At 72.5% G+C, this 13,186-nt stretch carries 14 protein-coding genes; 4 read left to right on the forward strand and 10 right to left on the reverse strand.

Annotation, left to right across the window (positions count from 1 at the left end):
* Window positions 1-37 precede the first annotated feature (37 nt).
* Entirely contained in the window at window positions 38-460 is a 423-nt protein-coding gene (gene panD / locus ACIBTU_RS17815; protein WP_399127174.1) for an aspartate 1-decarboxylase, read from the reverse strand.
* 142 nt (window positions 461-602) lie between these two features.
* A complete protein-coding gene (locus tag ACIBTU_RS17820) occupies window positions 603-1,568 on the reverse strand; it encodes an SDR family oxidoreductase (protein WP_399127175.1) in 966 nt (321 codons plus the stop codon).
* A 51-nt stretch (window positions 1,569-1,619) separates the two neighbouring features.
* On the opposite strand from ACIBTU_RS17820, the gene ACIBTU_RS17825 reads away from it, so the two are divergent.
* Window positions 1,620-1,988: a MerR family transcriptional regulator gene (locus ACIBTU_RS17825; RefSeq protein WP_399127176.1), complete on the forward strand. Its 369-nt coding sequence runs from the start codon at window positions 1,620-1,622 to the stop codon at window positions 1,986-1,988.
* A 52-nt stretch (window positions 1,989-2,040) separates the two neighbouring features.
* Here the strand turns inward: ACIBTU_RS17825 and ACIBTU_RS17830 are convergent, their stop codons facing one another.
* From ACIBTU_RS17830 to ACIBTU_RS17840, 3 genes are all read right to left on the reverse strand, one after another.
* Window positions 2,041-2,844 (reverse strand): phosphatidate cytidylyltransferase, encoded by an 804-nt coding sequence (locus ACIBTU_RS17830; protein ID WP_399127177.1) that lies wholly within the window; start codon window positions 2,842-2,844, stop codon window positions 2,041-2,043.
* Entirely contained in the window at window positions 2,841-4,604 is a 1,764-nt protein-coding gene (locus tag ACIBTU_RS17835) for an aminotransferase class I/II-fold pyridoxal phosphate-dependent enzyme (RefSeq protein ID WP_399127178.1), read from the reverse strand. The genes ACIBTU_RS17830 and ACIBTU_RS17835 overlap by 4 nt, the downstream gene beginning before the upstream one ends.
* A 116-nt stretch (window positions 4,605-4,720) precedes the next feature.
* Window positions 4,721-5,320, reverse strand: a complete 600-nt coding sequence (locus tag ACIBTU_RS17840) for a TetR/AcrR family transcriptional regulator (protein WP_399127179.1) — start codon at window positions 5,318-5,320, stop codon at window positions 4,721-4,723.
* A gap of 118 nt (window positions 5,321-5,438) precedes the next feature.
* Between ACIBTU_RS17840 and ACIBTU_RS17845 the strand changes: the two genes are divergently transcribed.
* Both ACIBTU_RS17845 and ACIBTU_RS17850 read left to right on the forward strand, forming a co-directional pair.
* Window positions 5,439-6,590: an alpha/beta hydrolase gene (locus ACIBTU_RS17845; RefSeq protein WP_399127180.1), complete on the forward strand. Its 1,152-nt coding sequence runs from the start codon at window positions 5,439-5,441 to the stop codon at window positions 6,588-6,590.
* Between the two features lie 89 nt (window positions 6,591-6,679).
* Window positions 6,680-6,973, forward strand: coding sequence for a hypothetical protein (locus ACIBTU_RS17850; protein ID WP_399127181.1), 294 nt, complete (start codon window positions 6,680-6,682; stop codon window positions 6,971-6,973).
* Between the two features lie 78 nt (window positions 6,974-7,051).
* On the opposite strand, the gene ACIBTU_RS17855 is transcribed toward ACIBTU_RS17850, so the two are convergent.
* The 5 genes from ACIBTU_RS17855 to ACIBTU_RS17875 form a co-directional block, all read right to left on the reverse strand.
* The gene (locus ACIBTU_RS17855; RefSeq protein WP_399127182.1) at window positions 7,052-7,468 is read right to left on the reverse strand and encodes a YeeE/YedE thiosulfate transporter family protein; all 417 of its coding nucleotides are present in this window, start codon (window positions 7,466-7,468) and stop codon (window positions 7,052-7,054) included.
* Window positions 7,468-8,109, reverse strand: coding sequence for a YeeE/YedE family protein (locus tag ACIBTU_RS17860; protein ID WP_399127183.1), 642 nt, complete (start codon window positions 8,107-8,109; stop codon window positions 7,468-7,470). The genes ACIBTU_RS17855 and ACIBTU_RS17860 overlap by 1 nt, the downstream gene beginning before the upstream one ends.
* Window positions 8,110-9,283: 1,174 nt before the next feature.
* Entirely contained in the window at window positions 9,284-10,105 is an 822-nt protein-coding gene (locus tag ACIBTU_RS17865) for a hypothetical protein (RefSeq protein ID WP_399127184.1), read from the reverse strand.
* Complete coding sequence (locus tag ACIBTU_RS17870) at window positions 10,102-10,635, reverse strand: RNA polymerase sigma factor (protein WP_399127185.1); 534 nt, start codon at window positions 10,633-10,635, stop codon at window positions 10,102-10,104. The genes ACIBTU_RS17865 and ACIBTU_RS17870 overlap by 4 nt, the downstream gene beginning before the upstream one ends.
* Before the next feature lie 124 nt (window positions 10,636-10,759).
* The gene (locus ACIBTU_RS17875; RefSeq protein ID WP_399127186.1) at window positions 10,760-11,539 is read right to left on the reverse strand and encodes a hypothetical protein; all 780 of its coding nucleotides are present in this window, start codon (window positions 11,537-11,539) and stop codon (window positions 10,760-10,762) included.
* A 386-nt stretch (window positions 11,540-11,925) separates the two neighbouring features.
* Here ACIBTU_RS17875 and ACIBTU_RS17880 point away from each other — a divergent pair, with 386 nt between their 5' ends.
* The gene (locus ACIBTU_RS17880; protein WP_399127187.1) at window positions 11,926-13,155 is read left to right on the forward strand and encodes a protein kinase; all 1,230 of its coding nucleotides are present in this window, start codon (window positions 11,926-11,928) and stop codon (window positions 13,153-13,155) included.
* Window positions 13,156-13,186 lie beyond the last annotated feature (31 nt).

Here is a 13,186-nt window from a genome sequence, read left to right on the forward strand (position 1 = left end):
CTCCTCGGGTTCAGGCTCTCCCGCGCCGAGCCGTCGCTCAGCCCGCGGGCACCGCCTGGGGGCTGCGCCGGTCGGCGCCGCCGGGGACGGGCTCGGAGGGGTCCGCACCCAGCGCGACGATCCTGTTCTCCCGGTCCACGTGCACGACCTGGGGCCGCAGCGCACGCGCCTCGGCGTCGTCGACCTGAGCGTAACTGATGATGATCACGAGGTCGCCCGGGTGCACGAGGTGGGCGGCCGCCCCGTTGATCCCGATGACGCCGGACCCCCGCTCCCCCTCGATGACGTACGTCTCGAGCCGGGCCCCGTTGTCGATGTCGACGATGTGCACGAGCTCGCCGGGCAGCAGATCGGCGGCGTCGAGCAGATCGGCATCGATGGTCACGGATCCGACGTAGTGCAGGTCGGCCTGGGTGACGGTGGCACGGTGGATCTTGGACTTGAACATGGTGCGCAGCATGGAGCTACTCCCGAAACTAGGCTCCCTGCCTGCGTTTTTGCAGGTCAAGGGCTGTTTCCATACTTTACATCGCGCCGCGGGACTGGGCGGCTCCTGTCAGGTTTTCCTCGACTGATGCTGACCACTTGCTGACGCCCGTAGCCTACTCAGCGCCCTCCGTTCGGTGACCGTGATGACCGTCACTCCCCCGGCCCGAGGCCGGCGCGTCCGGTAGGCGCTGGTGCGAGGACTCGAACTCGGCCGCGTGGTCCGCGGCCCAGTTCGCGAAGGTACGGGCCGGGTGGCCGGTGAGGCGCTCGATGTGGTCGGTGACGCGTCCTGACGGGGGTCGGCGTTCGGAGGCCGTGATCAGGGCCTCCACCAGTGGCTCGGGGCGGCCGTCGGCCAGCATCCGTGACCGCGCGAGGTCGGCGGGAAGGGACTGGAAGCGCAGATCGCGTCGGAGGGCGGCACCGAGGTGGGCGATCTGGTCGGCGCGGCTGAGCACCTCGGGTCCCGTCAGTACGTGCGGGCCGTGGTCCGGTCGATCGTGCGGCGCGAGCAGCACGGCTGCGGCCGCGTCGGCGACATCGCGTTCGTCGACGACGGCGGTACGGGCCGCGTCGGGGCCCGCGACGACGTCGCGCGTCCGCAACTGGCCCGCCCAGCCACGGGTGTTGGAGGCCAACGTGTCGCTGCGGAGCACGACGGGGCGGAGACCGGCTTCGTGGAGCAGGGTTTCCATGTCCGCGTGGACTTGGACGACGGGATCGCTCTGACGGGCGGCTTCGTCGTCCACGGCGCTGGAGGACAGGTAGACGACACGCGGTGCTGCCGCGGTGAGTTCGGAGATCAGGCCGTGGGCGGCGGACGTGTCGAGCCGGGGCCAGATGAGGAACACCGCGTCGACGCCCGCGAGTGCCTCGCGCACGGCGACGGGATCGGTGAGGTCGCCGACCACCCGGTCGACTCCGCGTCGCGGGGCGGCCTGCCCGCGCGCCAGGCCCCGTACGCGCGCGCCGTGGGCCGCGAGGCGGTCGACGATCTCTCGGCCGAGGTTTCCGGTCGCGCCGGTGACGAGGATCGACGGGGAGTTCGGGGAGCTCGTGGGGTTGCTGGTGTCAGGCATGATCGTGACGCTAGGGGTTCAGGTCGACATGAAGGCAAGGCGCTCGTGGGGATGACGATCGGCCAGGCGGCCGCGGAGCTCGGCGTCGAGGCTCACGTGCTGCGGCACTGGGAAGACGTCGGCGCACTCGTGGTGCAGCGGGACGGCAACGGCTACCGCGTCTACGACGACCGAGCGCTGGAGCGGGCACGGACGGTGCTCAGACTGCGCCGCGTCGGACTCTCGTTGTCCGAGGTCACCGCTGCCATGGCGCCGTCGAAGTCGGCGGCGCAGGACGTGGTGCGGGCGAAGATCGCGGCGCTCGAGGCCGAGGTCGTCCACCGGCAGCGGGCTATTACGTTCCTGCGGCACGCTGTCGAGTGCCGGCACCGGTACCTCGACGACTGCCCCGACTGTGTGACCTTCGTCCGCGGGACGTGAGCGGGGCCGCGTGCGGAGACCGCGCCGCGCTGGTCCCCCCAAACCACGCGGATCACCCCAGTACCAACAGCACCGCCAGCGCGACGAGGAGGGAGTCGATCCGGTCGAGGATGCCGCCGGAGCCGGGCAGCCACCGGCCGGCGTCCTTGGCGCGGGCGCCCCGCTTGACCATCGACTCCAGCAGGTCCCCGAGCGGGCCGCCGACCGCCACGGACACCGCCGTCTGCCATGTCAGGGAGGACAGGACGGCAAGTGTGAGGAGACCGGCCGCGGCCCCGGCCAGCGTGCCGCTCCACCGCTTGGCGGGTGACAGCGGGGAGAGGCGCGGGCCGCCGAGACGGCGACCCGTCGCGTACGCGACGATGTCGGCGATCGACACGGCCACGAACAGGACGAGGCCGAGGGCGCCGGACGACACGAGGCCAGCCAGGACGCCCAGCCACACGAGCCCGAGCAGGCCGGCCCCCAGGCGGCGCAGCCCGTGTTCCGCGTCGCCCGAGAGCAGCGGCACCCCGGCGATCGCCAGCGCCCCGGCCGCCGCCGCCCGGAGCACCTCCCCGGGGGCCAGCCAGGCGGTGACGACGAGTGCGACGACCGCCGCACCCAGCACCGCCCGGTCCGTCGGAGCGAGTCGGAGCAGCCCGCCGAACTCCGCCACCGCGACCACGCCGACCACGGACGCGAGCACCGCGATCCCCGGCGGGCCGAGCCAGAACGCGGCGGTGACCAGGGGCACTCCGAGCGCCCACACGCACCAGCGGACCATCAGTTCACGGCGCCGGGTCGCCGCGACCGCGACGCCTCCGGCCGCGAGTGCCCCGCCGAGGTACGGGACGAGACCGGCGACCGTCGTCACAGGGAGACCGGTTCCGGAGCGCCGGACATGACACGAGCCGGTGTGCGCAGCGCGTCCAGTGCGCTCCGGCACGCCGCCACGATCCGGGCGTTCTCCGCCGTATCGCGGACGGCGATCCGCACGGTCCGCCCCTCGTAGGCCGGGGACATGGGCGACAGGTCGCGCAGGAACACGTCGTGGCGGCGGCACTCGCGCACCAGGCGCGCCGCGCTCGGTCCGTCCGGCGGCAGGGTCACCGTGAGGTAGTTCGCCACCCCCTCGTCGACCGACGAGAATCCGTCCAACTCGCCGAGTGCGCGGGCCAGTTGGCGGCGCAGAACGTGGGTGCGGGCCCACTGTTCCGCGTAGTACTCGGGGTCGCGCAGCGCCGTCACGGCGGCCAGCTGGGCGGGGAGGCTCACGGGCCACGGCGGCGTCCAGCGCCGCAGTTCCCCTGCCGTCCGCGGATCGGCCACGAGGTAGGCGGCCCGCATGCCCGACAGCGCGTACATCTTCGACAGCGAGGTGCAGACCACGACCCGGGGGTCGACCGAGGCGAGCCCGGCGAGCGAGTCCGCCGGATCGACGTAGCCCAGGTACGCCTCGTCGATCCACCACCGGGTCTCGGCGGGCGAGGCCTCGATGACGGCGCGCAGCGCGTCGGCCGGGGTGTGGCGACCGGTCGGGTTGTTCGGGTTGACCACGACCACGAGGTCGTACCGTCCGTCGCCGGTCGCGGCGGCGAGCCGGGCCGGATCCACCGACCAGCCGTCCTCCCTGCGGAGTTGGAGCCGGTCGACCTGACAGCCGATCACCCGCTCGGTGACATGGGCGTACTCGCCGTAGCCCGGATCGAGCAGGAGTACCCGGCTCCCCGGCGTCAGCCACCGGCCGAACGCGCGGAAGATCAGGTCGGACGAGCCCGCCCCGACGGTCAGCGACTCCACCGGCAGCCCGCGGACCCGGGCGATCTCCGCGAGCAGTCCGTCGGCGCCCGTGGGCGGCGAGGTCCGGGCGGCCCACCCCGGATCCTCCGACAGGGCCGCGCGGACCGCGGGGGACGGCGGGAACCAGGCGTCCAGCACGTCCGCCGCGACCACCTCGTGGCGGCGGGTCAGGGTCCGGAAGTCGGTGCCGATCGCCGAGAAGAACGCCCCGCCGTGCTCACAGCCGTCCGCGCGCGGCGCGAAGGGCACGTCGAGCTGCCAGTCGAGGTCCGCCCGCAGCCGCTCCAGGACCCGGCCGTGGCGCTGTGCGACCGTTGCCGTCAGCTCGGCCACGGACCCGCTGAGGACCTCGAACGAGACCGCGCCCGAGTGGACGGTGCGTCCCATCGGCCGCAACCCGGCGGCGAGGTACATGTCGAGCAGCTCCGTACGCCCCATCGCCACCACCCGGCGGCCGCCCCGGGCCGCGACCCAGCGCAGCGCCGCGTACATGAGCAGGGGCGCCGCCGCGGTGGAGCGCCACTGCTGCTCGACGGTCAGGACGCGGATCTCGAACGGCGCCTCCTCGGACAGGACCGGGAGTTCCTCGCGGGTCAGGTACTTGTCGAGGGAGTAGCGGCCGGCCCACGGCGGGGTGAGGCTGACGAAGCCGATCCGTGTGTCGCCGCGCGCGGCCACGAGATACACGTTGTCGCCGTCGAGTCCGTCGCTCAGTCTTCCTGACGGATCCACCGGATGCTGGCCGAGCTCCTCCGCGTACACGCGGTGGCGCAGTTCGTGGATCCAGTCGCGATCCCGAGGCGTGGCCGCGCGCAACTGCAGGGCGTGCTCCATATGTATGTCCCCCCTGAGACGGTCTTGCTTTCGCGCCTCAGCATGGAGGAGTCCGGCGGACGGCACCTGAGTACGCGTACTCAGGTGCCCCGCACGGGAGTTGGAAGCGGTCCAGGTCAGGGCGACACTTCCTGGGCCCGGCCCGTCGGCACCGGCTCCCCGTAGACCGTGTCGAGGAGTCCGGCGACGAATGCGTCCAGGTCGTCGAGCCCTGCCGCCGCCCGCGCTGCCGGGGAGTCGGCGGCCAGGAGCGGGAGCGCGGCGTGCAGCGCCATGATGACGAGGGCGGCGCGCCGCGGGGTCACCGGCAGGCCCGCGCCGCGCTGGGCGCGCTCGAAGTAGGCGAAGTCGGCGGTGGCGAAGGCGTCGAGGGGCTGGGCCAGCCACGGGGTCCGCGTCGCTTCGCGCTGCAGTTCCAGAAGGGCGCGCACCCGCACCCGGCCCGGCCCCACGACATGCTCCAGGAGGGTACGCAGCAGTGCGGCGAGCCCCGCCCGGTCGTCCGGCGTGGGCCGCGGGATCGCCTCGTACAGCTCGATGATGCGGTCCGCGCTCGCCCGCAACAGCGCGTCCCGCGTGGGGAAGTAGTTCTTGGTGGTGCCCAGGGGCACCTGCGCGGCGGCGTCCACGGCCCGGTGTGTCAGGCCCCGGCTGCCGGACTCCGCCAGTACGCCGATGGCCGCGTCGCCGAGGCGACCCCGTCTTTCCTGATTCACGTATCCAAAAGTACCCCATCCGTGGTACCACATTCGAGGTACCACAATTGTGGTGGTCGGGATCGGAATCGCGGAGCCGAACGGCGAACTGCGAAAGCGACGAACGGGGATGGTGCGCGTGCCTGTCGGATACCTGGTGACCGTGGTCCTGGCCACGCTGATCGCGGTGTGCTGCCTGGTGCGCGTCCGCGGGCCGCGACCGCTCCTCTGGTTCAGCTACCGGCTCGGTCTGGTCTTCAACGAGCTCCCGTTTCTCGCCCTGTACGGCCTGACGGCGGCGACGGTGCTCGCCTTCGCGGAGGGTGACATCGACTCGGCCGCCGCCCGGGTGCTCGCCGGCCTGGCGCTCCTGCCGGCCGCGGGGTTCGTCGTCGTCGCCCGGCGGGGGATGCGGGCGGCGCCCGTGGTCGCGGCCGCGCTGGACGAGGCGCTCGGCCCCGGCTCGGCCACGCGCCGCAGGCCGCCGCTCGCACGCATCCTGCTCCGGCCCGTCCTGCGCCGCCGCGCCGACGTGCGGCGGGTGGGGGATCTCGCCTACGGGGACGCGGGCCGCCGCAATCTCCTCGACGTCTACCATCACCGCGCCCGCCCCGAGGGCGGCTCCGTGCTGATCCACTTCCACGGGGGCCACTACGACCAGGGCCGCAAGGACACCCAGTCCCTGCCCCTGCTGTACCGCCTCGCGAGCCAGGGCTGGGTCTGCGTCAGCGCCAACTACCGGCTGCGGCCCGCCTCCTCGCACCCCGACCACCTGATCGACGCCAAGAAGGTCATCGCGTGGGCCCGGGCCCACGCCCACGAGTACGGCGCGGCCCCGGAGGCGCCCGTGTTCGTGGCGGGCAGCTCCGCGGGCGCACACATGGCGGCGCTCGCCGCACTCACCCCGAACGACCCCGCCTACCAGCCCGGATTCGAGGAGGCGGACACCACCGTGACCGCCGCCATCGCCCTCAACGGCTGGCTCGGCCCGTACTTCGACGACGACCCGGCCACCTCCCCGGCGCATCTCGCCCGCCCGGACGCGCCACCGTTCCTCATCGCCCACGGGGACCTGGACGAACTGGTGGACACCACGAACCCCAGGGCCCTCGTCACCGCCCTGCGCTCCGCGTCCGCGGCCCCGGTCGTCTACGCCGAACTGCCCGGCGGCCACCACGCCTTCGACCTCTTCCACTCCTTCCGCTTCGAAGCGGTCATCGACGGCATCGAGGACTTCGCCGCGTGGGTGCAGGCGGAGGGACGGGCGGGGCGGGGACAGACGGGCCGGTGACAGGGGCACCCGCCCGTGGACGCCCGTTCGGAGCGGGTGGCATGATCGCGTCGCGCTCGGCACGGTCCGGGCAGGCGGGGAGGGGTTCCATGCATCTGTTCATCGCGGGCGTCGGCCTGCTCGTGGCCACGCTCATGGCGGCATCCGGCGTGGCCGCCGTCGCGCGCGGGTGGGTCCTGCCCATGAACCGGGGACGGGTGCTGCGCACACGCCTCTACGGTTGCGGCCAGCTGCTCATCGCTGTCGCCCTGTCCTGGCAGATGGGCGTCCTGACGGGCCTCGTCCCGCTGCCCGACAGCGCCCCGACTCTGGCGGGCAGCGTGCTGCTCATCGTCGGCCTGATCCTGCTCATGCTCAGTCAGCGCAGTCGAGCAAGGCGCTGACCGGGGATCCGGCAGAAAGGGCCTGACCCCCGAGGGGATCAGGCCCTTCGACCGGGTCCTACCGGGAGCCGAACCGGGTCACAGGCCGCAGGAGCCGCGGTCCAGGTGGAAGTAGCGGGCGTTGGCCCAGCGGCACAGGCGGATGCCGACGACGACGCCGACGATGGTCACCAGTGCGGGCACGTATCCGCCGGCGACCTGGATGATCGGGATCGCCGGACACCCGCCGGAGATGGCCCAGCCGGTGCCGAACAGTACGGCGCCGGGGACCACACCCGCGTGGATCCGCCCCGGCGTGCGGCGGATCCGGAGCAGGGCGAACGCGCACACGATGATGCCGACGGCGCCCGCGAAGGTGAAGAACATCCGCAGGTCCTGGAAGGTGAACATGCGGTTCAGCTCGGTGTAGTCGCCGAAGCCGATACGGGAGACGGTGTAGCCGAGAGCCAGCCCCGTGATGATGTTCGCGAGCAGAATCGCGCCGCGCGTACGCATCAGATCACCTTCCACAGGAGGAACGAGACCGCGACGGCGGTACCGAAGAACACTGCGGTCGCGACCAGGCTGACCGGGCGCAGGCGGCCGCAGCCGTTGAGCCCGTGACCCGAACTGCAGCCACCGGCAAGCCGGGTCCCGAAGCCGACCAGCACGCCGCCGACGAACAGCAGGACGGTCATGACGACCGGATTCGCGGTGACCACGTCCCGGAATCCGGGGCCCATGTCGAGACGCAGACGGAACTGCCCGGACGTGACCGCGGCGACCAGGCCGCCGATGAAGATCGACACCAGCAGGGCGGCCTGGGTGACCAGCGGGGCCGGGGTCGGGGCCGCCGCGTCCTCACTCACCGCCGGCTCGGCGTGCGCCCGGTCCGGCTGTGAAGTCCCGTACGGAGCCGACGCCGTGGCCGGGTCCGTCCCGAAGTGCTCCGCCGTCGCCGCCGCGAGCGCCTCGGCGAGTGCCCGCTCATCGGTGAACTCCTCGTCCATGCGCTCGAGCCGGCGCTCCCTGCGCCAGTGCAGCACGCGATCCCACGCCGACGAGACCCCGAACGAACGGTCCGTGGTCAGGGCGTAGTTGACGGTGATCAGAGCGAGCCCGGCAGCGCCGGCCCACCAGGGCCAGTATCCGCTCACGCGGGGCCTCCCATCCATGCGGCGAGCCGAGCCCACACACCGGGCTTCGGCGTGGAGCCCTGCCCGGCACGGTCGGTGGACGAGGACGACGGCCTGTGGGCCGACGCCGAGATCGTCGGGGACGCCGGCCCGAACCGAGGCGACGCCTCCGATTCCGCGGTCACGGGTTCCGCCGGACACACCGGCACCGGCCGGGACCAGGGCCGGGCCTCCGGCGGCCGGGGGCGGTGCTGTGGCGGACCCGCCTGCCGGGGCACCCGTACGGGACCGGCGGCGGCGCCCCCGTACACACTCCCGTCCACACCCCCGCCCGAGCCTTCGGCCATGTCCTCGAGGTGCCGCGCGCGGGCCCCGTTGGGCAGCAGGCTGATCGGCACGCGCTCACCGGTGAGTGACACCCGGTAGCGCGCACACCCCTGCCATTGATCCTCGCTGTCGCAGTAGTAGTCGCGCCATCCCTGCAGACTCGCCCTGAGTAAGGGGAAAAGTGGGCATCCTGCGGCGTGCGAGCAACTCACGCTGCTCCCTTCTGACCGGCGCACACCACCCGCTCGATGGGGGCGGTTGCCGTTCTCGGTCTCTTGCCCTGCCACGCCCAAGTCGACGTACCCGAAAGGGCGTTGGTGGCCTGTCACGGTGCGGAGCAGTGCGTTCCTGCCTCGGACCGGGCGTGATGCAACCACTGTTTCGGTATCGCAAGCAAATTAGGGACACGCCCGTAAATGCTTGACTTCACGGAGCGCGAGATGTCACGGAATATCGGGCGCGACGCCCCCATATCGTCGCCCTTTCCGCGCGCACAGGTAAGTGTGCGGTGGAGGTGATGTGCAGAGGGGCGGCAGTTGCGGGGGAACGGTGAATTGGTCTGTGACCAAACCGTTGATATTACTGGTCGTTAACGAGAGTGCGATGCGAGGAGAGACCCGTGTGCCGACGAACTGTCTGCCCGTCATGCCGGAAGGTGACCTACGAGGGCTGCGGAGGGCACGTGGAAGAGGTACTCGCCGATGTGCCGCAACCGGAGCGGTGCGTGTGTGAGCGGGGGATGCCGAGGACCGCTCCGGCGCGGAAACCGGGCGGGGCGCAGGAGGGCCGGTGGGCCCGGCTCGTGGCGTGGATGAAGAGCGCGGCCTAGGTCGTTTCCGCCCGGCAGACAGGACTTTGCGGACGCGGCCTAGGACCGGTCGGCCGGCCCCTTCGACGGCTCGGGCCGGGCGCTGGATCGGCCCTGGCTCCTGCCGTCCCGCTCCCCCGCGTTCTTCGCCTTGCCGCTCTTCTTGGCCTTCTTCGCCTCCTTCGCCCCCTTCACCTTCTCCGCTCCCCGGTCGGCGTCGTCCGTCGATCCGGTCAACCGGGCGCAGTACCCCGCGACCTGTTGTTCACCGCCCGCGGCACGGACGAGGCGCTGCCAGGCGGTGGACTTCAGCGCATGGCCGCGCCCTTCGCCCTTCTCGAAGGCCTTCTCGAAGGCGTGGCAGTGCGCCTCGATGCCCTTCGCACCGCCGTGGTGTGCAGGTGAAGGGGAGGCGCTCGGCGACGCCTCCGGCCCGGCGGGCACGGGAGGCCGCCCTCCGTGTGCGGGCGCCTCAGACCGAACTGGGCTGCTCGTGGTGCGGACTTCGGAAGCGTGGTGTCGGGTGCTGTCGACCACGCCGATGGACGCGACGGCGATGCCGCCGAACAGGGTGCCGGCCGCGACGGTCAGGGCGCCGGTCCGCGCCCAGCGGCGTCCGCGCGTCACCGGGCCCCACCTGTCCCGGCGCCGGGTGCGCAAGGCCGTGTTGTTCGCCGCGCGTGCGCTGCGGAATGCCGCGAGGGCGGCCTCTTCCGCGCGGTCGTCCAAGGGCTGCCGTCGGAGTGCCTCGCCGATCCGCTCGGCGATGTCGTCCAGGCCGGACGCCGCGCCCCGGTCGGGGGTGGCGTCGAGGTGCGGGGCAGCTTCGGGCCGGTGCGGCTCGCCGCTCAACTGGTCGCCTCCGTCTCGGTGCGTGCTCATCCCTGCTCCCCCAGCGTGCGCGTGGCACCCGTGTGTGTCGCGTCGCTCGCCTCAAGGAGGCGGGACAGGCTTCTCAGGCCACGCCGCTCCAGTGCCCGCACGACGAGAACGGGCCTGCCCAGGACTCGGGCGGCCGCCGGTTCGTCGAGCCGTACGGCATGGCGGAGGAGGATCGCCTCCGCCTGGGCGCGCGGCAGACGGGAGATCCAGGCCCCGCCTTCCGCCGGGCCGGGCGGTGCGCCACGTCGACGCCGGTGTCCGCGGGCGTGCCGCCGGGCGATGCTCGCCGTCCAGCCGCGGAATCCGTCTCCGTCGCCGCGGAACCGTGACAGATCGTGGGCTATCTCCCGCCAGACGGCGGCGGCCACGTCCTCGGCGTCCGCTCCCACGAGCCCGCGCAGATAGCCGTCGAGGCCGGGCTGCACCGACCGGTACAGGGCCGAGAACGCCGCCTCGTCACCGCCCTGGGCCCGTAAGACCGCACTGCCCAGCTCCAGATCATCGGCCGACCGCTGAACGCGCTTTCTCATGCCCACGATCGATCCGTCCCCCATCGGCCGAACTACGCCCCGGAGCGTACGACATGTCACATAGGCGCCCCACATAACGGTTGGTCTGTCGACTCCGGTGCCCTCGCCCGGCTCTCAGGTGGCGTCAGCCGACGCACAACCCGAGCAGGCAGATCCCCGCGGGCGAGGTCGACGTCCGCGAAGGGCTGGTGGGCTGGGAGGTGTCGGACCCGGCACCGTCGTCCGTCGCGGGCGCCGGCTGCTGACGCTCGGTCGTGCCGGAGCGCTCGGGAGCGGTGTCACCGTCGGCCGGCGGGGTGCTCTGTGACTGAGGGGTCGCCGTCGCCGCGGGAGAGCGGGCGGGCTCGGTGGCCTCGGTCGGGGCGGTCCGTGACGTCGTACGGGGATGCGCCGGAAGGGACTGCTCCCGGGGCCCGTCGGGTATCGGCGGGCGGGCAGAGGAAAGGGTGGAGGCCGGCTGGTGGGGACGTCCAGCGGTCGCCGGTGCGGACTCCGCGCCCTCCCCGTTCTCCGCGTTCTCCCCGTGCTCCGTGTGCTCCTGCTTCCGCTCGGCGCCCCCCTGCGGGTGCTCCGGAGCCGTGGCCGCCTGGACCCGGTCGGCGGAGTGCCCGTCCATCGCGGCGATGGTCAGCCCGCCCCCGACGAGTGCGACCGCGCTGGCGACCGCCGCCCGACGCTTGTTCTTCCGCCACTGGGCGAGTTGGCGACGGCGCGCCGCACGCCCCTGCCGCACGGGCGGCACGTACGCGACGTCATCGGTGGCGTGCGGGCCGGCGTCGACGGGGGCGTCGTACTCCGGCCCGCCGGCCGTCACGTCCTGCGTCACGGCCAGGTCCGAGCCGATGCGACTGCCGACGGCGGGCGGGGCGATGTCAGGGGCGTAGGCGCCACATCCGGGGCACACCAGGGCACCGTTGAGGTGCCGACGGCATGAGGAGCAGTAATCCATCTCTGCTTTTCGACCTTCCTGGTTCGATGAGTTGCCGGTCCGCCTGGTCGACGCGAATTCGAGAATCCGAGAATTCGAAGGAACAGGATCAGTGTCTTCACCACACCCGCTTCTCCCTCCTTCTGCGTTCGATCTCCGCTGCGGCGTTACACCGGAACCCGAAAAGCCGCGAATCGCGCCGCCCGGGCGGAGGAATTCGCATGGTTCGTGTCCAGGTCGTGGAGAAAGCGAGGGCACGCCTTCACGGAGTGGGGGCTCTGTCGCGCTGCGGTGTGACATTTCGGAGCTGAACAGCGCTGTACGAGTGGGCCGAGGGGCCGGGGGCGACAACTACGAGCAACGTGACGATCGGGGTGGGTGTGCAGGGCCTGTTGGCGGACCGCTATGAGCTGCAGGAGTTGCTGGGGCGGGGCACGATGGGCGAGGTGTGGCGGGCCCGCGACCACCTCCTCCAACGCCCCGTGGCGGTCAAGCTGTTGCAGGCCCAGGACGCGGAGGGGGTCGCACGGTTCCACCTGGAGGCACAGATCACGGCCCGCCTCAGCCACCCCAACGTCGTGGGCATGTACGACTTCGGTTCGCACCATGACCAGCCCCATCTCGTCATGGAGCTCGTCAGCGGCTGGAACCTGGCCCAGGAACGGTCCCTGCGCCGCGTCCTGCCACCGGCCGAGGCCGCGGCCATCACGGCTCAGGTGGCCGCGGGGCTCTCCGCCGCACACGAGCAGGGAGTGGTGCACCGGGACATCAAGCCCGCCAACGTGATGCTGACCGACGAACGCACGGTGAAGATCACCGACTTCGGCATCGCGCGCTTCGCCGAGGAGTCCGCCGGCAACCTGACCGCCACGGGAAAGATCATCGGCACGGCCGACTACCTGGCTCCGGAGCGGGCGTTGGGCCGCCCCGCGGTGCCCGCGTCCGACGTGTACTCCCTCGGCTGCGTCCTGTACCAACTGCTCACCGGGCGGGCGCCGTTCCGCGGCGCGACGTCGCTGGAGGTGGTCCAGCAGCACGTCAGCGCCACCCCGGCACCACCTGTGCTCCTGCGCCCGGACATCCCGCGGTCGCTCTCCGACGGGGTGCTGCACATGCTCGCGAAGGACCCGGCCGACCGGCCCACCGCCGAACAGGCGGCCACCTGGCTCGCGGCGCAGAGCGAAGCGCCGAGGCCGTCGGGGCCCGACAGCACCGCACCCCGGCACACCCCGGCGCCGTCCGCGCCTCCGGCTCCGCGCTCCGGCGCCCACTCCCGCCCCGGCATGCGCCGCAGACTGACCTCCAAGGCCGTGCTCGCGGGCGCCGGTCTCGCCCTCTTCGCCGGGGCGACGGCGGTCGGCGCCTCGATGAACTCCGGCACCGGCACGCCCCCTTCCCCGGCCTCTCCCCCACCCACCCACACCGCCACGACGCCCGACGACCCGGCGCCCAGCGCTACGCCGTCGCCTGCGTCCTCGGCCACCACGCCGTCACCCGCCCGGGACCACGGGGGCGCCAAGGACGGCGACCGGTCAGGGAAGCACCAGGACAAGAAGGGCGGGAAGGCGAAGCAGCGGCACCACGGCGGGTGAGCCCCCCTCAACTCCTTCCCGCGGGGCGCAG

The sequence above is a fragment of the Streptomyces sp. NPDC050145 genome (assembly GCF_044460245.1).
Classification (GTDB): Bacteria; Actinomycetota; Actinomycetes; order Streptomycetales; family Streptomycetaceae; genus Streptomyces.

Bases quoted from the DNA above. Each gene is read 5' to 3' on its own strand.
- ACIBTU_RS17870 (WP_399127185.1), bottom strand. From the start codon at position 10,635: ATGAGAAAGCGCGTTCAGCGGTCGGCCGATGATCTGGAGCTGGGCAGT.
- panD (WP_399127174.1), bottom strand. From the start codon at position 460: ATGCTGCGCACCATGTTCAAGTCCAAGATCCACCGTGCCACCGTCACC.
- ACIBTU_RS17825 (WP_399127176.1), top strand. From the start codon at position 1,620: ATGACGATCGGCCAGGCGGCCGCGGAGCTCGGCGTCGAGGCTCACGTG.
- ACIBTU_RS17865 (WP_399127184.1), bottom strand. From the start codon at position 10,105: ATGAGCACGCACCGAGACGGAGGCGACCAGTTGAGCGGCGAGCCGCAC.
- ACIBTU_RS17850 (WP_399127181.1), top strand. From the start codon at position 6,680: ATGCATCTGTTCATCGCGGGCGTCGGCCTGCTCGTGGCCACGCTCATG.
- ACIBTU_RS17820 (WP_399127175.1), bottom strand. From the start codon at position 1,568: ATGCCTGACACCAGCAACCCCACGAGCTCCCCGAACTCCCCGTCGATC.
- ACIBTU_RS17835 (WP_399127178.1), bottom strand. From the start codon at position 4,604: ATGGAGCACGCCCTGCAGTTGCGCGCGGCCACGCCTCGGGATCGCGAC.
- ACIBTU_RS17855 (WP_399127182.1), bottom strand. From the start codon at position 7,468: ATGCGTACGCGCGGCGCGATTCTGCTCGCGAACATCATCACGGGGCTG.